The sequence below is a fragment of the Burkholderia sp. JP2-270 genome (genome assembly GCF_003233675.1).
In the GTDB taxonomy this organism is placed as follows: domain Bacteria; phylum Pseudomonadota; class Gammaproteobacteria; order Burkholderiales; family Burkholderiaceae; genus Burkholderia; species Burkholderia pyrrocinia_C.
Window position 1 is genome coordinate 3,096,769 of sequence record NZ_CP029825.1, and the last position, 21,530, is coordinate 3,118,298.

At 68.1% G+C, this 21,530-nt stretch carries 18 protein-coding genes; 8 read left to right on the forward strand and 10 right to left on the reverse strand.

The genetic code is table 11. The features are described from left to right. Positions 1-140: 140 nt before the first annotated feature. Both DM992_RS32170 and DM992_RS41945 read right to left on the reverse strand, forming a co-directional pair. Complete coding sequence (locus DM992_RS32170; RefSeq protein ID WP_111020139.1) at positions 141-638, reverse strand: adenylate kinase; 498 nt, start codon at positions 636-638, stop codon at positions 141-143. 1,082 nt (positions 639-1,720) lie between these two features. Further along, the gene (locus tag DM992_RS41945) at positions 1,721-2,017 is read right to left on the reverse strand and encodes a hypothetical protein (RefSeq protein ID WP_162631778.1); all 297 of its coding nucleotides are present in this window, start codon (positions 2,015-2,017) and stop codon (positions 1,721-1,723) included. 196 nt (positions 2,018-2,213) lie between these two features. Here DM992_RS41945 and DM992_RS32180 point away from each other — a divergent pair, with 196 nt between their 5' ends. Continuing rightward, complete coding sequence (locus DM992_RS32180; RefSeq protein ID WP_111020141.1) at positions 2,214-3,425, forward strand: MFS transporter; 1,212 nt, start codon at positions 2,214-2,216, stop codon at positions 3,423-3,425. Between the two features lie 126 nt (positions 3,426-3,551). Beyond that, on the forward strand, positions 3,552-4,109 hold the full coding sequence (locus tag DM992_RS32185; protein ID WP_111020516.1) for a DUF4303 domain-containing protein: 558 nt from the start codon (positions 3,552-3,554) through the stop codon (positions 4,107-4,109). 43 nt (positions 4,110-4,152) lie between these two features. Here DM992_RS32185 and DM992_RS32190 read toward each other — a convergent pair whose 3' ends face one another. The 6 genes from DM992_RS32190 to cobA all read right to left on the reverse strand — a co-directional run bounded on the left by DM992_RS32190 (position 4,153) and on the right by cobA (position 9,306). Further along, positions 4,153-4,851 (reverse strand): fumarylacetoacetate hydrolase family protein, encoded by a 699-nt coding sequence (locus tag DM992_RS32190; RefSeq protein ID WP_111020142.1) that lies wholly within the window; start codon positions 4,849-4,851, stop codon positions 4,153-4,155. 126 nt (positions 4,852-4,977) lie between these two features. Next, positions 4,978-5,919 carry a helix-turn-helix transcriptional regulator gene (locus tag DM992_RS32195; protein WP_089452764.1) on the reverse strand — a complete coding sequence of 314 codons (942 nt, stop codon included), beginning with the start codon at positions 5,917-5,919 and terminating at the stop codon, positions 4,978-4,980. A gap of 82 nt (positions 5,920-6,001) precedes the next feature. Beyond that, entirely contained in the window at positions 6,002-6,601 is a 600-nt protein-coding gene (locus DM992_RS32200) for a uracil-DNA glycosylase family protein (RefSeq protein ID WP_111020143.1), read from the reverse strand. A gap of 126 nt (positions 6,602-6,727) precedes the next feature. Next, positions 6,728-7,780, reverse strand: coding sequence for a CmpA/NrtA family ABC transporter substrate-binding protein (locus tag DM992_RS32205; RefSeq protein WP_111020144.1), 1,053 nt, complete (start codon positions 7,778-7,780; stop codon positions 6,728-6,730). Between the two features lie 5 nt (positions 7,781-7,785). Next, on the reverse strand, positions 7,786-8,379 hold the full coding sequence (locus DM992_RS32210; RefSeq protein WP_111020145.1) for an ANTAR domain-containing protein: 594 nt from the start codon (positions 8,377-8,379) through the stop codon (positions 7,786-7,788). A gap of 165 nt (positions 8,380-8,544) precedes the next feature. Continuing rightward, complete coding sequence (gene cobA, locus DM992_RS32215) at positions 8,545-9,306, reverse strand: uroporphyrinogen-III C-methyltransferase (protein ID WP_111020146.1); 762 nt, start codon at positions 9,304-9,306, stop codon at positions 8,545-8,547. A 643-nt stretch (positions 9,307-9,949) separates the two neighbouring features. On the opposite strand from cobA, the gene DM992_RS32225 reads away from it, so the two are divergent. From DM992_RS32225 to DM992_RS32240, 4 genes are read left to right on the forward strand one after another with little or no spacing between them, the layout of a single operon-like run. Further along, entirely contained in the window at positions 9,950-11,275 is a 1,326-nt protein-coding gene (locus DM992_RS32225; RefSeq protein ID WP_111020147.1) for an MFS transporter, read from the forward strand. A gap of 21 nt (positions 11,276-11,296) precedes the next feature. Continuing rightward, the gene (nirB, locus tag DM992_RS32230) at positions 11,297-13,888 is read left to right on the forward strand and encodes a nitrite reductase large subunit NirB (RefSeq protein WP_111020148.1); all 2,592 of its coding nucleotides are present in this window, start codon (positions 11,297-11,299) and stop codon (positions 13,886-13,888) included. Between the two features lie 38 nt (positions 13,889-13,926). Beyond that, on the forward strand, positions 13,927-14,271 hold the full coding sequence (gene nirD, locus DM992_RS32235) for a nitrite reductase small subunit NirD (protein WP_034180211.1): 345 nt from the start codon (positions 13,927-13,929) through the stop codon (positions 14,269-14,271). 16 nt (positions 14,272-14,287) lie between these two features. After that, positions 14,288-18,475, forward strand: a complete 4,188-nt coding sequence (locus tag DM992_RS32240; protein WP_111020149.1) for a bifunctional nitrate reductase/sulfite reductase flavoprotein subunit alpha — start codon at positions 14,288-14,290, stop codon at positions 18,473-18,475. 155 nt (positions 18,476-18,630) lie between these two features. Here DM992_RS32240 and DM992_RS32245 read toward each other — a convergent pair whose 3' ends face one another. Both DM992_RS32245 and DM992_RS32250 read right to left on the reverse strand, forming a co-directional pair. After that, positions 18,631-19,407: an SDR family oxidoreductase gene (locus tag DM992_RS32245; protein ID WP_111020150.1), complete on the reverse strand. Its 777-nt coding sequence runs from the start codon at positions 19,405-19,407 to the stop codon at positions 18,631-18,633. Between the two features lie 4 nt (positions 19,408-19,411). Then, positions 19,412-19,849 carry a heme-binding protein gene (locus DM992_RS32250; protein WP_111020151.1) on the reverse strand — a complete coding sequence of 146 codons (438 nt, stop codon included), beginning with the start codon at positions 19,847-19,849 and terminating at the stop codon, positions 19,412-19,414. A gap of 96 nt (positions 19,850-19,945) precedes the next feature. Between DM992_RS32250 and DM992_RS32255 the strand changes: the two genes are divergently transcribed. Both DM992_RS32255 and DM992_RS32260 read left to right on the forward strand, forming a co-directional pair. Next, positions 19,946-20,860, forward strand: coding sequence for a LysR family transcriptional regulator (locus DM992_RS32255; RefSeq protein ID WP_111020517.1), 915 nt, complete (start codon positions 19,946-19,948; stop codon positions 20,858-20,860). A gap of 80 nt (positions 20,861-20,940) precedes the next feature. Continuing rightward, a complete protein-coding gene (locus DM992_RS32260; protein ID WP_111020152.1) occupies positions 20,941-21,375 on the forward strand; it encodes a hypothetical protein in 435 nt (144 codons plus the stop codon). The last annotated feature ends 155 nt before the right edge of the window (positions 21,376-21,530 follow it).

Here is a 21,530-nt window from a genome sequence, read left to right on the forward strand (position 1 = left end):
CGGTTCAAATTGTAGACGATCCGGCTGGATCGATTGAGTGACCGGTTGAATCCGCCGCCGCTATCCGCCAGATGGATGACTATCACCCCAGAAGAGGCGGCCAGAGTCGGGAGAACGGAACATCACGATATCGACATTCGTCAGAGCGGTAACTGACCGACGAACTCCGTTACTGCATCACGCGACAGAAGAATTTTCTTGTCGCCACTGAAGCGATCGAAAATAGTCCGGTGGGCAACATACGAGCTTGATCCGGTCCGGGATCGGTAAGTCGTGGTCCATTCCTGCAACGCGTCAAAAGCCTCCAGGGATCCGTTGCGGCGAACGCCTCGCCGACGAATATTCGCCACGCATTCGGACTCGTCGAGGCACAACCAGAACAGCGCACTCGCGTCTGCCAGAACCTCGTTGACGAGCCATCCGTAGATGCCTTCGATGACCCAGCGATCGGCCTCGGCAGCAAGTTGAACTAGTCGAATCGCCTCCGAGCGCTCCCGAGCAACGTCGTACCCGCCTGGAAGCCAATGAATCAGGTCGAGGTCTACATAGGCGGCACCGGAATGGACGGCGATGCGCTCCGCCAGCCAGCTTTTCCCGGAACCCGAGTTTCCGATAACGAGCGTTCTAGTCAGGTCCATGCAGAGCAAGTTTCTGAAAGTCTTCCAGCCGGATTTCAAAGTGTGCGCGCCCGCGAATCTCTGCGATCAGGCGGAATCCGCATTTTTCCGCTACCCGAACAGAGGCCCGATTCCCGACCGAGCATGAGGCTGCCATGCTTACGATCCCGCCAGAGCCAAACGCCCGTTGCAGCAGTTCGCGAACCGCCGGAGCCGCATGCCCTTCGCCCCAAAAGGCGGGTAACAAGAACCACCCGCAATCAGCCGAACCGGGATCCCGAACTGTATATCCGACGCTACCGATCATCCCTTTCACGTGCTGAAATTCAACGGCATAGAAGAACCGCACCCGCTCCACGGAACGCTGCTGCGCTATCGCGTCAGCCAGAGCCTTCTCGCATTGCTCTCGCGTTCGCGGGAGCCATGACACATAACGTGCAACCGGAGAACTCATTTGCAATTCGCAGAACCGATCGGCGTCAGACAGCACATGCTCACGGAGTCGAATACGGTATGAGGTCATCCTGATACGCCGACGGTCGGGAAGCTACATTGTCAACGATCCATCCATGTGCGTCGAGTGTCAGCTTCTGGCCGATCGCCGCCGGCTGCCGCCCAGCAACGCACGACCGGCGCAGATCGACCCATAGGAGACAACGATCTTTCTTGCGGATTCAACCCGGAGCTGACCCTCGAGTTGCAGGATAGCGATCATTCGCACTTGTGGCGCACTCAGCCTTGGTGATCATAAATATCGTTGACAATCAGATAGCCCACCGCCCGCTCAAGTTCGAGAACCTCAATCCTCTGTCCGATTTTTACGTGTGCGGAAAGTTGTGCCCAACTCGCGAATGCAATGTCAGCTTTCAGGGTTTCTCCCGGGTAGTGCAGGTCATTGTCTACGTAGGAATGGTGTCCACTGAACAGATAGTCAACAAACGATAACTTGTGATGAGGTGCGTACCCGCTACGCACACCACGAAACTTCGGCTCGGCGACGTCGGTTGAGATATGGAACGTTGCACTTATGTTGCTCAATGTGCCTCCCTTCGTGATAGATCTGACTCAGTTTTCTAGCCATGCACCACACACGGTACAAAGGCTCACAATTGGCGTCCGAAGCGGTTTTGCTGCGAGCAGTGCGCAGGACCATATAGCTTGAGTTGGTGATACATCAACGCATACGCATTGGTTTCACGGAATCCCGTAATCCGTTCATAGGCCGCTGGATCTGGAAGACCCTTATTGATCTGATAGGCCTCCGCTAAAATTACCCCTGTTTCTTTCCGATACTGTTTGATTTGCTCGAACACCGTTTCGGGATTGACCAATAGCCATTCGTCTTCCGTGAGCATCGGCACATCAATCTTGCAGCGCCAACAGTAGATCGTTTGTGGCATCTATTTAGCTGCTTCCAAAGTCAAGGTTGCTCGCTGACGTGAGCAAAACGTTCTGGTATTGTCGACGAATGAGGCCCATATGTCGACTGACTGCTTTTGGCCAACGCAGACGGTCTTTCTCGAGCTCCCCGGAAATCTGCTAAGAACTTTTTTGCATTGCGCACGGCCTTGCGGCGCGTGCGCAGAGGGCATTCGCTTGCAACCGAACCTGCCGATCGATTCCGCTGCGGCATCGCCGCGACACGCGACGCTGATCCTGCTGTGCGCGTTCTCGGTGCTGCCGCTGAGCCTGTTCCTGCCGTCGCTGCCGGCGATCGCGCGCGACCTGCGCGCCGACTATGCGCTCGTCGCGCTTTCGCTCGGCGGGTACGCGGCGGTGGCCGCGTCGCTCGAGTTCGTGATGGGGCCGCTGTCGGACCGGTTCGGACGAAGGCCGATCGTGCTGACGAGCGTCGGCGTGTTCGCGCTTGGCTCGCTCGGCTGCGCGATGGCGACCGATATCCGCGTGTTTCTCGCGTGCCGGCTGATGCAGGCGGCGATCACGTCGGTCTATCCGGTGTCGATGGCGACGATCCGCGACACCGGCGGCGGCAGCCGCGCGGCGAGCCGGATCGGCTATGCGGCGATGGCGGCCGCGTTCGCGCCGATGCTCGGCCCGACGCTCGGCGGCGTGCTCGATCAGACGGTGGGCTGGCGCGCGAGCTTCTGGTTGCTCGGCGCGGCCGGCATCGCGTTGTTCGGCTGGTGCGCGCTCGATCTCGTCGAGACGCACACGAACCGGTCGTCGAGTCTCGGGCGGCAGCTTCGCGCGTATCCGGCGCTGCTCCGCGCACGCCGTTTCTGGGCCTATGCGCTTTGCATGGCGTTTTCGACGGGCTCGTTCTACGCGTTCCTGGCCGGCGCGCCGCTCGCCGCGAAAACGCTGTTCGGCATCGTGCCGGCGGAGATCGGTTTCTACATGGGGACGATCACCGCCGGTTTCGTGTGCGGCAGCTTTCTGGCCGCGCGTTTCGCACGCCGCTACGCGCTGGCGACGACGATCCTGTGCGGGCGTGTCGTCGCGTGCGCGGGGCCGCTGATCGGCCTCGCGCTGGTGTTCGGCGGCGCGACGCATGCGATCGCGTGGTTCGGGCCGTGCGTGCTGGTCGGCATCGGCAACGGGCTGACCAATCCCGGTGCGCATGCCGGTGCGGTGTCGGTGCGGCCGGAGCTGGCGGGCAGCGCGTCGGGGCTGGCCGGTGCGATGACGATCGCCGGCGGCGCCGCGCTGTCTTCGTTGACGGGCGCGGTGCTGACCGCCGGCAACGCGGGCTATGTGCCGCTCGCGATGATGCTGCTGTCGGCGGCGATTGCGCTGGCGGCCGCCGTCTGCGTGCGCGTGTTCGATGCGCGGGACGCCGGGCGGTGAACGCGGGTGCGGCCCGCTACCGTATCGCGCGCGATTGGCGGACAATTCTTCGAATCCAGGGAGACGACGAACCATCCGCGAGCCGAATTCCCCGGCGAGCGCGAAGGGCGACTGGGCGAGGATGCGATGATCGACTTTTCTGATTTCCAGCGGGAAATCGCCGACGCCGCGAGGGCGACGTTCAAGGCGCTGCGGGCGTTGCACCCGGACGAGCATTTCTACGCGTTCGCGCTTTATACGGACAGCGGCGCGATGACGGTGGTGCCGGCGGCCAATTCGGTCGAAGGGCTGAGCCGGGTCCGCGCGCAACAGGCGGTTGCGGACGACGATCCGGGCCCGTGGTACGTGTGGGGCTGTCCCGAATGGGCGTACGCGGCGGCGGAAGCGTCGCCGTTCAACGCGATCTGCGGCAAGCTGGCCGACGAAGTGCTGAGCCCGACGTTTGTCCGGTCGAGGTTCCCGGAGTTCTCCCGGCAACTCCATGCCGACATGATCGAGGCGTTGCGGCTGCTCGATCGCGACGGCCTGTTCGGTACGGGCGAAGCCAGGGAAACCATCACGCTGTTCGTGTCGATCAGCGACGACGACGCAGCCGAGGCACTGGAAAACGAATCGGCGAAAACGCTGAATCCGCCGGCCGTCGCCGACAAATTCCTGCGCCGGTACGACCGAGCGGATTCGTGATCGCTCGGTGGCCGCCGGACGGACGGCCGCCGTGCCTGCTTCGTTACGGCTTCGCGCCCACGACGAACTCGAACGACGCGACGCCGTCGACGCCGCCCGTCACGCGGTCGCCCGGCTGCAGCGCGCCGACGCCGGCCGGCGTGCCGGTGAAGATCAGGTCGCCGGCTTTCAGCTCGACCGAGCGCGACACGTACGCTATGACGTCGGGCACGGCCCAGATCATGTCGGCGAGATCGCCTTGCTGGCGCGTTTCGCCGTTGACCGCGAGCCAGATGCGGCCGGCGGCCGGATGGCCGGTGGCCGTCGCCGCGCGCAGCGCGGTCACGGGGCCCGACGCGTCGAAACCCTTCGCCCAGTCCCACGGACGGCTCAGCTTCTTCGCTTCGGCCTGCAGGTCGCGGCGCGTGAGGTCGACGCCGACGCCGTAGCCCCATACGTGCGACAGTGCGTCGGCCGGGGCGATCGACCGGCCGTCCTTGCCGATGGCGACGACCAGCTCGATTTCGTGATGGAGGTCGCTCGTCAGCGGCGGATACGGGACGGTGCCGCGTGCCGGGACGATCGCGTCGGCCGGCTTCGTGAAGAAGAACGGCGGCTCGCGGTCGGGATCGGCGCCCATTTCGCGGGCGTGGTCGGCGTAGTTGCGGCCGACGCAGAACACGCGGCGCACCGGAAAGCGCGCGGACGACTGTTCGACTTCGACGGAAGGACGCTCGGCAGCGTCGATGACATAGGCGGACATCGGATGGCCTCGTTCGGTGGGTAGACGGATGCCGGCGCCCGTGCGGCGCACGGGCCGGCATGCGTGCAACGATACCCGACGCGCGTGCGGCCGGATGCGACGCAACTGCGTTTTACCGGGACAAAACTACGCGTCGGCGGTTGCGGGTGCGTCGTCGCCGTCCGGCAACGCGGCGTTCGCGTCGCGGTACGCCTTCGGCGACACGCCGACCCGCGCGCGGAAGCGCCGCGCGAAATACCCTTCGTCGCGAAAGCCGACCGAGCGCGCGATGTCCGCGATGCGCCGGCTCGTATGGGCCAGCAGCGATTGCGCGAGCGCGATCCGGCGCTCGGTCACGAGATCGGTGAACGTGCTGCCGGTTTCCTTGCGGACCAGGTGCGCGAGGTAGTTCGGCGACAGGAACGCGGCCTCGGCGGTCGCGGCGAGCGTCAGGTCCTCGCGGGTCAGGTTCGCACGCACGTGCCGCAGCACGCGCGCGAGCGCATCGCGCCGGCCCGCGCGCTGGGCGCCGCGCTGCGCGAGCTTGTCGAGCGCACCCGCGTACTGCGTGCAGACGAGCCCGATCAGCTGCAGCAGGTAGCCGCGCAGCAGCGTGGTCGAGCCGAAGGTGCGCACGCGATCGGTGTCGAGCATGCACAGCGCGAGGCGGCGCGCTTCGTCGTACGTGTCGCCGGTCAGGATGAAGTCCAGATGTTCCTGGAAGCGGAACGGCGTCAGCTCGGGAAAGCGGTGCGCGGGCACGTCCTCGAGGTCGAGCGGATCGACGTCGAGATCGGCGCGCAGGAACGCCTGGCTGAAGTTGATCACGATGAAGTGCGCGCCTTCCGGATGCGGGATCAGGTGCTCGCGGTGCGGCAGCACGAACGCGAGCGCGCCGCGCGGAAACGGCCGCGTGACGCCGCCGATCCGCTGCTCGGTGTCGCCGCCGAGGTTGAACTGGATCTGGAAATACGCGTGCCGGTGCGGTTCGGTGATCGCCTGGCGCGACGCCTGGTCGCGGATGTAGAAGTCGAGCCGGTCGCTGCGTTCGGGCATCCCGTACAGGCGCGGCGGGGCGGTGGATGGCATGAAGGATTCTGCGGTTCGTGACGCGGTTGAGCCGCGATGGTACAGCGAACCGGGCGCGGCGGGGATGGGCCGGGCCGGGCGATCAACCGGCAACCAGCGGCGCGACCCGGCGGCGCAGCTCGGGCACGACTTCGGCGTCGAACCACGGATGGTGCTTGAACCACGCCTGGTTGCGCGGCGACGGATGCGGCAGCGGCAGCACGCCGGGGCCGTAGTCGCGCCATGCGTGCACGGTGTCGGTCAGCGTCGCCTTGCGCGTGTCGCGCAGGAAATGGCGCTGCGCATACTGGCCGATCAGCAGCGTCAGCCGGACCGACGGCAACTCGGCGACCAGCCGGTCGATCCACAGTTGCGCGCATTCGGGGCGCGGCGGGTTGTCGCCGCTCGCGCCGCGGCCCGGGTAGCAGAAACCCATCGGCACGATCGCGAAGCGGGTCTCGTCGTAGAAGGTATCGGCATCGACATCGAGCCAGCCGCGCAGCCGCTTGCCGCTCGCGTCGTCCCACGGGATGCCGCTTGCATGGACGCGCGCGCCCGGCGCCTGCCCGACGATCAGGATCTGCGCGTCGCGATGCGCGCGCACGACCGGCCGCGGGCCGAGCGGCAGCTCGGCTTCGCATGCACGGCACGCGCGGATTTCGGTGAGCAGCACGTCGAGCGGCGCGCGCGTTCGTTTGGGCATCGATTCGGATCGGGGGCGGAGTGGCAATGCGGTGCGTCCGGGCGGCGCATGCCGGCAGCCGCCGGGTGGCCAGGATCGGCGTGGCGCGGCTCCTGAGCGCGCGCCAACTGCATCACATGGCGCGCATCACGCTTGCGACGAGCCCGCTGCGCCGCCTTCGGCGACCGCAGCATCATACAACGCGGTCTGCGCGATCGCCGCGGCGATCGCCGCGTCGTCGTGCGAACCGTCGAGCATGCCCCAGCGCCGGTATTGGGCGAGGAACCACCGGCCGTCGAGCGGATCGGGCCGGTTCACGGCGCCGCCGTCGTGGAAGCGGATCGGCAGCGGCGGCTCCGCGAATGGCCCCGCGCCGTAGTCGCCGAGCAGGCGCGGCGCGATCAGCCGCGCCGGCACGCCGATCGCGTCGGGCGACGCGAGCCAGTCGGCCGCCTCGCGGCGATGCGCGGCGTTGTCGAGCCACGCGCACGCGTCGATCAGCGTGCGAATCAGCGCGCGTGCGGTGGCCGGATACAGCGAGACGAAGTCGCGCCTGGCCGCGAGCACCTTCTCCGGATGATCGGGCCAGATCTCGCTCGTGACGGCGACGGTGCGGCCCGCCCCGCAGGCCTCGGCTACCGCGTGCCACGGTTCGCCCGCGCAGAAGCCGTCGAGCTCGCCGCTCGCGAGCGCGGCGACCATCTCGGGCGGCGGGATCACGACGCTGCGCACGTCGCGCAGCGGATCGACGCCGTGCGACGCGAGCCAGTGGTTCAGCCACATCGCGTGCGTGCCGGTCGGGAACGTCTGCGCGAGCAGCGGCTTGCGGCCGAGCGTCGCGAGCGCGTCGCGCACGCTGCCGCTCTCGCGGTACGCGTCCGCGAGGCCGCGCGAGAACGAGATGGCCTGGCCGTTGCGGTTCAGCACCATCAACGCGGCCATGTCCGCCTGCGGACCGCCGATGCCGAGCTGCAGCCCGCAGACGAGCCCGTACAGCGCGTGCGCGGCATCGAGCTCGCCGCTCAGCAACTTGTCGCGCACGGCGGCCCACGACGGCTGGCGGTTCAGTTCGAGCGTCAGGCCGTGCGGCGCGCCGAGGTTCAGGCGCTGCGCGACGATCAGCGGAGCCGCGTCGCTGAGTGCGACGAACCCGAGGCGAAGATGCGCGCGTTCCGGCGCAGCGGGAGGGGAAGTGTTCATGGTATTCATTGAGGTGACGCGTCGAGCAACTGCCGCGCGACGTCGACGATGCGCAGGCCCTGATCCATCGCGCGCTTGCGCAGCGCCGCATACGCATCGTGCTCGGACAGCCTGCGCTGGTCCATCAGCACGCGTTTCGCGCGGTCGATCAGCTTGCGCTCCGCGAGTTCGCGCTCGACATCGGCGAGCCGGCGGCGCAGCGCATCGTCGTGCGAGAAGCGCGCGAGCGCGACTTCGAGAATCGGTGCGAGGCGCTCGGCCGACAATCCTTCGACGAGATACGCGCTGACGCCCGCGCCGACCGCCGCGCGGATCAGCGCCTGGTCGCCGTCGTGGCTGAACATCAGCACGGGGCGCGGCGCGGTCGCGTTCATTACCGCGAGCTGCTCGAGCGTGTCGCGCGACGGCGAATCGGTATCGATGATCACGACGTCGGGGCGCTGTTCCTCGACGGCCGCCGGCAGGCGCGCGGGCGTCGCGACGTCGTTCAGCATCTCGTAGCCGAGGCGCGCGAGTGCGTCGCCGAGTTCGCCGATCGGCTTGTCGGTGTCGGTGACGAGCAGCACGCGCAGGCGGGTGGACAGGGCGGACGAACTCATGAGGCGAGCGGGAGCGGCAGAAGGTCGGCGCGACGTGCGGACGGCATGTGACGGCCGAGTCGGGACGCGGTTCCGATACCGCGCGTGCGCGACCGGCGGCCGGCGCGAACGCGGCCAATGGATTCGGAAGAGGCTGGCGGCAGGCGCCGCGTGATGCAGCGCATGCTACGCAGCCCGGACCAGCGCCGCGTCGCGCGCGGCATCCTCGTGCTGCACGGCCGCCTCGCCGATCGCGCCGCCGACGAGAATCACGGCCGGGCTGCCGAGCCGCGCTTCGTTGATACCGCTCGCGAGATTGCCGAGCGTGCCGGTCCAGCGGCGTTCGTCGGGCGTGCCGGCCCATTGCACGGCCGCTGCCGGCGTCGACGCCGGCAGCGCGGCGAGCAGGCCCGCCGCAATGCTGTCGACACGGCTCATCCCCATGTAGATCGCGAGCGTGGTGCCGGTTGCCGCGAGTCGCGACCAGTCGGGTTCGCCGTGGTCCTGGCGGTGCGCGGTGACGAACGTGACGCCCTGGCAGTGCTCGCGGTGCGTGAGCGAGATGCCGAGGCTCGCGGCAGCCGCGAATCCCGACGAGATGCCATTGACGATCTCGACCGGAATCGCGGCGGCGCGCAGCGTCGCGAGCTCTTCGCCGGCGCGCCCGAACAGCAGCGCGTCGCCGCCCTTCACGCGCACCACGTGCGCGCCGCGCAGCGCGTAGCGGCGCATCAGCCGCTCGATGAACGCCTGCGGCGTGGAGCGGCAGCCGCCGCGCTTGCCGACGCGGATCACGCGCGCCTGCGGTGCGAGTTCGGCGATGCCGGGTGCGACGAGGTCGTCGAGCAGCAGCACGTCGGCGGCAGCCAGTGCTTTCACGGCCTTCAGCGTGAGGAGATCGAGGTCGCCGGGGCCGGCGCCCAGCAAGGTGACTTTGCCTGTCGTCATGTCGTGTTCCAGTGCCGCGTGCGTGCGGCCGTCGATAGCGCGTTGTCTGCGCGACGGCGGCGGGCGGTCGAAACATACCGGTATCCGGCCGTGCCGCGCACGGGAGGGACGCCGTTGTCCTGACGGGCCCGCCGTGATCGACGGGCATGGTTTTGCGGGGACTGCCCACCGGCGCCGTTGCCGGTGTGATGCACGAGGTTCAGCAATATCCGGGCCAACCGGCGCGATGCGCGGCGGGAGCGCGGCGCGACGGCCGCGTGCATGAATGCGGGCGCAGCGCGCGAAGAGACGCGATGCCGCATCGGCGTGCATCGTGCCCCGTCAGCGCGCACCGCAATGTCGCACGGCGACAGTGCTGCAGCGCACCACATCTGTGCCTCGCTGCATCGCGGCGCATCGCGCGCCGTGTGCCGGAGCGCGGCGCATGCTGGCCGGCGAGCCTTGCGCGGCGGGGCTGCCGGCACGATTCGGACCAACATGGCACGGCGTTTGCGTAAGCTGGTTCGGACGCGTCAATGGCGATTCGTCCGCAGTACCGAATACATACGCGCCCGGCAACGGGCTTCATGGGCAACGGCGTCCTACGCATCGGGTCTCGACGAGACCGGGTGCGCAGGACGCCGTTTTTCGTTTGGCGGATGACATGACCGACAAAGCTACCCGTATCGATCTCTTCAGCCTCCGCACCGCGCCGATGCGCGCGTTCCACCTGACGTGGATGGCGTTTTTCGTGTGCTTCTTCGCGTGGTTCGCATGCGCGCCGCTGATGCCGCTCATCGCGCGCGAATTTCATCTGACGGCGGCACAGGTCGCCAACATCAACATCGCCGCGGTGGCCGCGACGATCGCCGTGCGGCTGCTCGTCGGCCCGCTGTGCGACCGCTTCGGCCCGCGCCGCATCTATGCCGGCCTGCTGCTGCTCGGCGCGATTCCCGTGTTCGCCGTATCGTTTTCGCATGACTACTGGTCGTTCCTGATCTGCCGGCTCGGCATCGGCGCGATCGGCGCGGGCTTCGTGATCACGCAGTACCACACGTCGGTGATGTTCGCGCCGAACGTGGTCGGCACCGCGAACGCGACGACGGCCGGCTGGGGCAATGCGGGCGCGGGCGCGACGCAGGCGCTGATGCCGCTGCTGGTCGCCGCAGGCCTGATGCTAGGTTTCGGCGAAGGCTCGTCGTGGCGCATCGCGCTGGTCGTGCCGGGCGTCGCGATGCTCGTGATGGCGTGGGCGTACTGGCGCTTCACGCAGGATTGCCCGCAAGGCGACTTCGTCGCGCTGCGCAAGGAAGGCGTGACGATCGACAGCGGCAAGAAGGGCGGCTGGGCGAGCTTCTTCGCCGCGTGCGGCAACTATCGCGTGTGGATGCTGTTCGTCACGTACGGCGCGTGCTTCGGCGTCGAGGTGTTCATCCACAACATCGCCGCGCTGTACTACGTCGATCACTTCAGCCTGTCGCTGAAGGACGCGGGTTTCGCGGTCGGCATGTTCGGGCTGCTCGCGCTGTTCGCCCGCGCGCTCGGCGGCTGGCTGTCCGACAAGATCGCCGCGCGGCGCAGCCTCGACGTGCGCGCGACGCTGCTGTGCGCGCTGATCATCGGCGAAGGGCTCGGGCTGATCTGGTTCTCGCATGCGCAAAGCGTCGGCATCGCGCTCTTCGCGATGCTGACCTTCGGCCTCTTCACGCACATGGCCTGCGGCGCGACCTACGCGCTGGTGCCGTTCATCGACCGCAAGGCGCTCGGCGGCGTGGCGGGGATCGTCGGCGCCGGCGGCAACGTCGGCGCGGTCGCCGCGAGCTTCCTGCTGAAGGGCGTCGGCGACGTGCAGCACACGCTGAGCCTGCTGGGCCTGGCCGTCACCGCGACCGCGCTGTGCGCGATGGCCGTGCGCTTCAGCGAAGAACACAAGGCACGCGAGGCCGAGCTGCGCGACCGCGCGCTGGCCGCAGGCAGCGCCGCGAACTGATCGACCGAAGGAAACGTCATCATGAAACTCATCGTCATCGGCCACGGCATGGTCGGCCACAAGCTCCTCGAATGCGTCGCGGCGGAAGCGGGCACGACGGGCGCGCTGCAGGTCACCGTGCTCGGCGAGGAGCCGCGCCCGGCCTACGATCGCGTGCACCTGTCCGAATTCTTCGCGGGCAAGTCGGCGGACGACCTGTCGCTCGTCGAACCCGGTTTCTTCGAGCGCCATCCGCAGTTCGACCTGCGCCTGAATGCGCGCGTCGCATCGATCGACCGCGCCGCGCATACGGTCACGCTCGCGTCGGGCGAAACGCTCGCGTACGACAAGCTGGTGCTCGCGACGGGCTCGCGCCCGTTCGTGCCGCCGATGCCGGGGCACGAACGCGCCGGCTGCTTCGTGTATCGGACGATCGAGGATCTCGAAGCGATGCAGGCGTGCGGCACGCACGCGAAGCGCGGCGTCGTGGTCGGCGGCGGGCTGCTCGGCCTCGAATGCGCGAAGGCGCTGCGCGACATGGGGCTCGACACGCACGTCGTCGAATTCGCGCCGCGCCTGATGGCCGTGCAGGTCGACGACGGCGGCGGCCGGATGCTGCGCGCGAAGATCGAGGCGCTCGGCGTGACCGTGCATACGGGCAAGAACACGCTCGAGATCGTCGACGGCGAAGATGGCACGCACCGGATGGCGTTCGCCGACGGCACGCACCTCGATGCCGACATGATCGTGTTCTCGGCCGGCATCCGCGCGCGCGACGAGCTGGCGCGGGCATGTGGGCTCGACATCGGCCCGCGCGGCGGCGTCGCGATCGACGACGCATGCCGCACCAGCGACGCCGACATCTACGCGATCGGCGAATGCGCGGCGTGGAACGGCATGGTGTACGGCCTCGTCGCGCCCGGCTACGACATGGCGCGCGTGGTCGCGAAGCAGCTGGGCAGCGACACGAACGAGGCACCCGCGTTCGCGGGCGCCGACATGAGCACGAAGCTGAAGCTGATGGGCGTCGACGTCGCGAGCATCGGCGACGCGCACGGCACGACGGCCGGCAGCCGCACGTACCAGTACGCGGACGAGCGCCGGCAGGTCTACAAGAAGCTCGTGGTGTCCGACTGCGGCAAGTTCCTGCACGGCGCGGTGATGGTCGGCGACGCGGCGGAATACGGCACGCTGCTGCAGATGATGCTGAACCGCATCGAGCTGCCCGAGTCGCCCGAATTCCTGATCCTGCCGTCGTCGGACGGCGCGGCGAAGCCGGCGATCGGCGTCGACGCGCTGCCGGACGGCGCCCAGATCTGCTCGTGCAACAACGTGTCGAAGTCGCAGATCTGCACGGCGGTCGCCGACGGCGCGACCAGCCTCGGCGCGCTGAAGTCGTGCACGGGCGCCGGCACGTCGTGCGGCGGCTGCGTGCCGCTCGTCACGCAGATCATGAAGGCCGAGATGAAGAAGCAAGGCCTCGCGGTCAACAACCATATCTGCGAGCACTTCCCGCATTCGCGCCAGGAGCTGTTTCATCTGGTCCGCGTCGAAGGCATCACGACGTTCGACGAACTGCTCTCGAAGCACGGCCGCGGGCTCGGCTGCGACGTGTGCAAGCCGGCGGTCGCGGGCATCCTCGCGTCGTGCTTCAACGAGTTCGTGCTGAAGAAGGAGCATGCGGGGCTGCAGGATTCGAACGACTACTATCTCGCGAACATCCAGCGCGACGGCACGTATTCGGTCGTGCCGCGCATGCCGGGCGGCGAGGTCACGCCGCAAGGGCTGATCGCGGTCGGCCAGGTCGCGCAGAAGTACGGGCTCTATACGAAGATCACCGGCGGCCAGCGCGTCGACCTGTTCGGTGCGCGCGTCGAGCAGCTGCCGTCGATCTGGGAAGAGCTGATCGCGGCCGGCTTCGAATCGGGGCATGCGTACGGCAAGGCGCTGCGCACCGTGAAGTCGTGCGTCGGCTCGACGTGGTGCCGCTACGGCGTCGACGATTCGGTCGGCCTCGCGATCGACCTCGAGAACCGCTACAAAGGCTTGCGCGCGCCGCACAAGATCAAGTTCGGCGTGTCGGGCTGCACGCGCGAGTGCGCGGAAGCGCAGGGCAAGGACGTCGGCATAATCGCGACCGAGAAGGGCTGGAACCTGTACGTGTGCGGCAACGGCGGGATGAAGCCGCGCCACGCGGAGCTGCTCGCGTCCGATCTCGATCGCGACACGCTGATGCGCTACATCGACCGCTTCCTGATGTTCTACGTGCGCACGGCCGACCGCCTGCAGCGCACGAGCGTATGGCGCGACAACCTCGAAGGCGGGCTCGACTACCTGACCGACGTGGTCGTGCACGACAAGCTCGGGATCGCGGCCGAACTCGAAGCCGACATGCAGCATGTGGTCGACACCTACGAGTGCGAATGGAAGAAGGCCGTCACCGATCCCGACACGCGCAAGCGCTTCCGCCACTTCGTGAACAGCGATGCGCCGGACGCGAACATCGCGTTCGTCGAGACGCGCGGCCAGATTCGCCCCGCGACGCCCGACGAGCGCGTGCGCGGCAAGCCCGTGACGATTCCCGTCGTCGCCGAAAGCGCGACGCAGGCCGTGACCGAATCCGCAACCGTCTGACCCTGACCGACACCAGCGTCTTCTCCAAGGAGCCCATCATGAACGATCGTCTTCCGCTGTCCTGGACCCGCGTGTGCCCGCTCGACGACATCGTGCCGAACACCGGCGTGTGCGCACTCGTCAACGGCGAGCAGGTCGCGGTGTTTCACGTCGCGCACGCCGACGGCGGCGTGTTCGCGATCGACAACGTCGATCCCGTGTCGCAGGCGGCCGTGATGTCGCGCGGGCTGATCGGCAGCCTCGGCGAGCGCGTCGTCGTCGCGTCGCCGCTGTACAAGCAGCATTTCGACCTGCGCACCGGCGAATGCCTCGAAGCGCCCGAGCAGTCGGTGAGCGCGTATCCGTCGCGGGTCGAGGACGGATACGTGTGGATCGCGGCCTGACCACCCCGGAGCGCGCATGACCGCCACCCCCGTCAAGAGCGTGTGCCCGTACTGCGGCGTCGGCTGCGGGATGGTGCTGCACGTCGAGGATGGCGAAGTCGTCAAGGTGTCCGGCGACTCCGACCATCCGACCAACTTCGGGCGGCTGTGTACGAAGGGTTCGTCGGCGCACGTCGCGCTGCGCCGCTCCGGACGGCTCGACCGCGCGTTCGTGCGTCGCGCGCGCGAGGACGACCTCGTGCCGCTGCCGGCGCGCGACGCGATCGCCGAGACCGCGCGCCGCCTGCGCGCGGTGCTCGATGCGCACGGCCCCGACGCGCTGTCGTTCTACGTGTCGGGGCAGATGTCGATCGAGGCGCAATACCTCGTCAACAAGCTCGCGAAGGGCTACGTCGGCACCAACAACATCGAGTCGAACTCGCGCCTCTGCATGGCGAGCGCGAGCACCGGCTACAAGCAGTCGCTCGGCGCGGACGGCCCGCCCGGGTCGTACCAGGACTTCGACCGCGCGAACCTGTTCTTCGTGATCGGCGCGAACATGGCCGACTGCCATCCGATCCTGTTCCTGCGCATGATGGATCGCGTGAAGGCCGGCGCGAAGCTGATCGTCGTCGATCCGCGCCGCACCGGCACGGCCGACAAGGCTGACCTGTTCCTGCAGATCCGCCCCGGCACCGATCTCGCGCTGACGAACGGGCTGCTGCACCTGCTGCACGCGAACGGCCGCACCGACGCCGCGTTCATCGACGCGTACACCGAAGGCTGGGACGCGATGCCCGCGTTCCTCGCCGACTACACGCCCGAGCGCGTCGCGGAGATCACCGGGCTCGCGGAAGCCGACCTGCGCACGGCCGCGCAATGGATCGGCGACGCGCAGGAGTGGATGAGCTGCTGGACGATGGGGCTCAACCAGAGCACGCACGGCGTGTGGAACACCAACGCGATCTGCAACCTGCACCTTGCGACCGGCCGCATCTGCCGCCCCGGCAGCGGGCCGTTCTCGCTGACCGGCCAGCCGAACGCGATGGGCGGCCGCGAGATGGGCTACATGGGCGCCGGGCTGCCGGGCCAGCGCTCGGTGCTGTCCGACGACGACCGGCGCTTCGTCGAGAACCTGTGGCGCGTACCGGCCGGCACGCTGCGCAAGGAAACCGGCCAGGGCACCGTCGACCTGTTCGCGCGGATGGCGGCCGGCGACATCAAGGCGTGCTGGATCGTCTGCACGAACCCGGTCGCGACCGTGCCGAACCGGCAGAACGTGATCGCCGGGCTGCAGGCCGCGGAGCTCGTGATCGCGCAGGACGCGTTCCTCGATACCGAGACCAACCGCTACGCGGACATCCTGCTGCCCGGCGCGCTGTGGGCCGAGGGCGACGGCGTGATGATCAACTCCGAACGCAACATGACGCTGATGCGCGCCGCGGTCGCGCCGCCCGGCGACGCGCTGCCCGACTGGCGCATCGTCGCGGGAGTCGCGCGCGCGATGGGCTTCGGCGACGCGTTCGACTATGCGTCGGCGGCCGACGTGTTCGACGAGATCGTCCGTTTCTCGAATCCGGAGATGGGCTACGACCTGCGCGGCGCGAGCCACGCGGCGCTGCGCGAGGGCCCGGTGCAGTGGCCGGTCGCGCCGGGCGCCGCGCGCGAGCGGCACCCGATCCGCTATCTGAACGACGGCGTGAGCCAGACGCTGCGCACGGCGGCCGACGGGAGCGATGCGCCGCATCTCGCGTTCCCGACGCCGTCGGGCAAGGCGCGCTTTTTCGCGCGGCCGCACGTCGATCCGGCCGAGCTGCCCGACGACACGTTCCCGATCGTGCTGAACACCGGGCGGCTGCAGCATCAATGGCACACGATGACGAAGACGGGCAAGGTCGCGATGCTGAACAAGCTGAACCCGCGCCCGTTCGTCGAGCTTCACCCGGACGATGCGAGCGCGCTCGGCATCGCCGCGAAGGACAGCGTCGAGATCCGCTCGGCGCGCGGCCGCGCGGTGCTGCCGGCTGTCGTGACCGAGCGCGTGCGGCGCGGCAACTGCTTCGCACCGATGCACTGGAACGACGTGTACGGCGACGACCTGTGCATCAACGCGGTGACGAACGACGCGATCGATCCCGAATCGCAGCAACCCGAACTGAAATATTGCGCGGTCGCGCTGCGGCGCGTCGAGACCGACGCGTTCGCGTCCGCCGACGACGAGACGGCGCAACCCGACGCATGCGCCGACGACGCGCGGCCCGCTTCGACGATGGTGCAGGCCGCTGTCTCACAGGAAACCGACATGGCAGACATCGACACTTTCGCAGCCGCGCTCGGCGTGACCGACTTCGCACCGCCGCCGCTGACCGACACCGAACGACTGTACGTGGCCGGCCTCGTCAGCGGGCTGAAGGCGAGCGCCGGCCGGCGCGAGGGCGGCGTGCCGGTGCTGCCGGCCGGCGCGCCGCTCACGCCGCCGGTGCGGTTCTGGCTCGACGGGATGCTCGCGGGCCTTTTCAGCCGCTCGCTGCCCGCGAGTTCGCCGGTTGCCGCGGCGCCGGCGCTGCCGGCCGATGCCTCGGCAACCGGCGGCGTGCGGATCGTGCGCACGCGCCCGAAGGTCGTGCTGCTGTGGGCGTCTCAGACCGGCAACATCGAATCGCTGACCGAGGATTACGCGACGAAGCTGATGAACGCCGGCTTCGAGATCCGCACCGCGTGCATGTCCGACTATCCGGTCGCGTCGCTCGCGGGCGCGCAATACGTGCTGCTGATGACGAGCACGTTCGGCGACGGCGATGCACCCGACAACGGCAGCGAGTTCTGGGACGCGCTGCAGGCCGGCAGCGCCGCGCGCCTCGACCGCGTGCACTTCGCGGTGCTCGCGTTCGGCGATCGCAACTACGACCAGTTCTGCGGCCATGGCCGCCGGCTCGACGCGCGGCTCGCGGAGCTCGGCGCGGCACGCCTGTGCGCGCGGGTCGATTGCGACGTCGAATTCCAGAGCGATGCCGACCAGTGGCTCGAACGCGTCGTCGCGCGGATCAAGGAGGCCGATGCCGCGCTGCACGCGGTGCCGTCCGGCGGCATGAGCCCGTCGGGGCTGCTGCCGTCGAAGGCGCATCCGGCACCATCGAAGCTCGTTGCCAACCTGCGGCTCAATCGCCCGGGCGCCGCGAAGGACACGCGCTACGTGTCGCTGTCGACCGAAGGCGCGAACCTCGAATACGAAACCGGCGATGCGCTCGGCGTGTGGCCGACCAACTGCCCGGAGCTAGTCGACGAGCTGCTGTCCGTCACTGCGCTGAAGGCCGACGCGCCCGTGTCGATCGCAGGCGTCGGCGACGTGCGTCTCGGCGATGCGCTCGCGCGCCACTTCGACATCACGCGCCCGCATCCGGACACGCTCGCGTTCATCGCGTCGCGCAGCGCGAACGGCGCGCTGAAATCGCTGCTCGGCGACGACCGCAAGGGCGACCTGAAGCAATGGTTGTGGGGGCAACAGCTTGCGGACGTGCTGCACGAGTTTCCGGTCGAGCTGTCGGGCACGGAGCTGGTCGGGATGCTGAAGCGGCTGCAGCCGCGCCTTTATTCGATCGCGTCGAGCCCGAGCGCGCACCAGGGCGAGATCCACCTGACCGTATCGGCCGTGCGTTATCACAACGGCCGGCGCGCGCGCAAAGGCGTCGCGTCGACGTTCCTCGCCGATCGCGCGGACGACGGCCGAGTGCCCGTGTTCGTGCAGAAGTCCGCGCATTTCCGGCCGCCGGTGAACGGCGACGTGCCGATCGTGATGGTCGGCCCCGGCACCGGCGTCGCGCCGTTCCGCGGCTTCCTGCACGAGCGGCAGGCGCGCGGCGCGCGCGGGCGCAACTGGCTGTTCTTCGGCGAGCAGCACGCGCAGACCGACTTCTACTACGGCGACGAACTGGGCGCGATGCATGACAGCGGCTTCCTGACGCGGCTCGATCTCGCGTTCTCGCGCGACCAGGCCGACAAGATCTACGTGCAGGACCGGATGCGCGAGCAGGGTGCCGAGCTGTTCGCGTGGCTGGAGGAAGGCGCGCACTTCTACGTGTGCGGTGACGCGTCGCGGATGGCGAAGGACGTCGATACGGCGCTGAAGGCGGTCGTCGCCGAGCATGGCGGCATGTCGGACGACGATGCGAACGACTATGTCACGCGGCTTGCGAAGGCGCGGCGCTATATGCGGGACGTGTATTGAACGCTGCAGGCGGAGCGGCTTGACGCAGCTCCGCCGGATTGGTGGCTGGTACAGTGGCCGGCAAACCGGCAAACCAGCCGGCGGTCCAGGCTACCGTGCCGGTATGGCTGTCGACGGCGGAAGCGGTGTGACCCGCTTGCCGCCGCCGGCTTACGTCACTGCTGCCGATCCCACGCGCGCGCCTGTTCGGCACGCACGAACGCTTCCGACGACTGCGGCAGCAGGTTGCGGAATGCGCCACCGTCGCTTTCGATCACGTCGACCATCTTCGCGATCATTTCTTCCGGATCGTGCTGTTCGAGCGGGAACGTCAGGCGTTCGGGCGTCACCGTGTGGACGGCAGGATCGCGCCAGCGTCGCGGCGTTTCCATCATCCGGTCGTTGAAGCCCGTGCTGTACGGGCCGGGGTTCACGACCGCGACGCGGATGCCGTGCGGCGCCAGTTCCGCGTGCATCGCCTCGGCGATCGATTCGACCGCGTGCTTCGACGCGCAATAGGCGCCCGTGAACGGTCCCGTGATCAGGCCCGCGATCGACGACACGAACACGATCTTGCCGTGCCGGCGCGCGAGCATGCCACGCGCGATGTGCTGCGTGAGTTCGAGCGGCCCGAACACGTTGACGTCGAACAGCTCGCGCACGATTTCGACCGGCAGGTCGACGAGCGCGCCGGCTTCGCCGACGCCCGCGTTGTTCACGAGTACGTCGAAGTCGAGATCGGCCGCGCGGGCGCGGTCGTGGGCCGACGTGACGTCGAGCTTGACGGCGCGCAGCGCGGTGCCGCGTTGCGCGGCAGCGGCCGTCAGATCGTCGATCTCGGCCGTGACGCGCACGCCGGCAGTCACGTCGTGACCGCGTTCGGCGAGCCGCAGCGCCACTTCGCGGCCGAAGCCGGTGCCTGCGCCGGTGATGAGGATGCGTTTCTGTGCCATGTGCTTACCTTGTGGTGAGAAGGGTTGCCTGAAAACGGTCGCGGCCGTGCCGGGCGATCGCGGTGTCTTCGTCGACGCTGCCGCCCGATACGCCGATTGCGCCGACGCAGCGTCCGCTGTCGTCGACGAGCGGTTCGCCGCCGCCGAACGTGACGAGCCCGCCGTGGCTGTGCTCGATCCCGCGCAGCGGCCCGTCGCCCGACATCGCACCGAGCGCGCCGGTCGATATGCGGAAGCGGACCGCCGTCAGCGCCTTGCGCTGCGAGAGATCGATCGCGCCGAGAAAACAGTCGGCGGTGCGCGCGAACGCGAGCAGGTTCGCGCCGGCATCGACGATTGCGATGGCGACGCCGGCGACCTGCAGCGACGCGGCATGCGCGAGGGCGGCATCGATCGTGCAACGGACAGCTGCGAGCGGCAGTGCGGCGGTGAGCGGGTCCATGCGAGGCTCCGGCGGGACGACAGGCCCCAGTGTAGGCAGTTGCGGTATATGGGAGAATCCGCATTCCGCTCGAAAGAGTTTCAAGTTTTTCTAATGATGAGCCGACGCGATCCGATGGCCGGGCTGCACGTGTTCATGACCGTCGCGACGGCCGGCAACTTCACGCGGTCCGCCGCCGCGCTCGGCCTGACGCCGGCGGCCGTCAGCCTCGCGATCGGGCAGCTCGAGGGCGAGCTGAACGTGAAGCTGTTCAATCGCAGCACGCGCGGCGTGAGCCTGACGGAAGCCGGGCAGCGCTACTGGCAGCAGACGGAGCCCGCATACCGGCAGGTCATGCAGGCGCGCGGCGAGCTGAAGGATGCGCGCAGCGAGCCGAGCGGGCTGCTGCGCGTCACCGCGCTGCCGCTGGCGCGCACGCTCGTGATCGCGCCGGTTCTTGCCGAATTCCGCGAGCGCTATCCGAAAGTCCGGCTCGAGATCCGCTACGACAATGAACTGGTCGACATCGCGAAGGACGGCTTCGACGCGGGGATCCGGCTCGCCGACCGGCTGCAGCCGGGGACGATCGGCGTGCGGATCGCGCCGGCGCTTTCGTGTGCGCTCGTTGCGTCGCCCGGTTATCTGGCGCGGTACGGCACACCGGCGTCGATCGCGGCGCTCGAGCGTCATGCGTGCATCCGCTTCCGGTTCTCGGAGAGCGGGCGGCTGCATAAATGGCTGCTGAATGACGGGCGCCGAGATGTCGATCTCGATCCGGACGGCGTGTTCGTGACGAACGATGCAGACGCGGTGATCGATGCGGCGCGCGCGGGTGTCGGGATCGCTTTTGCGTTCATGCGCGAACGGATCGAGCAGGACTTGCGCGACGGCACGCTCGTCGAGGTGCTGCCGGGCGCGTGCCGGACGTTGCCGCCGATGTGGCTGTATTACGTGAATCGCAAGCACGTGCCGGCCAAGCTGCGCGTGTTCATCGACGTGCTGCGTGAGCGGGCCGGCGCAGACGTGGCGTAATCCGGCCGTGCGGCTGCCAGCAGCGATTCGCGCGGCGGCGCATGATGGCGGCTCGATCCACGAAGCCACGGAGTCGCGTCATGCCGGCCTTCCCGCATTTCCCGATTCGAACCCTTGTGATTGCCGCAGCGCTGGCGGCTGCCGCGATCTGTAGCGTACCGGCCGTCGGCCAGACGTCGACCGTACCGGCCGGCACGGCCGCCGCGACACCCGACAACGCGGTGTTGCTGACCGTCTTTCTGAAGCACGATCAGTCGCGCCCGCTCGCAGAGTTGAACGCGCAGCTCGCGAAGCAGGGGTTCTACAAGGCGTTTCCGCCGCCGAGCGTCGAGGTGGTGAGCTGGACCGTGACGATGGGGATCGGACAGATCGTCGTGCTGCGGTTGCCGGCGTCGCGGCTGCGTGAAGTCAATCGGGTGCTCGAGGATACGGCGTGGGGCGCTTATCGGACGGAGTTCTATCCGACTTACGACTACAAGGCGATCGGATTGGGGGAGCATGAGCGGGCGAAGTGAGTTTGCGCGTGCGTGCTGCGTTGTCCCGCAAGCATGCAAACCGAGGCTGAATCTTCCGATGCGGCGAATTGTCTGCAACACATTTTAACTGTTTCTCGATTATCGCCACGCGGTGTGATATCGGGTGGATTCTTATCTGTAGCGAAGTAAATCGA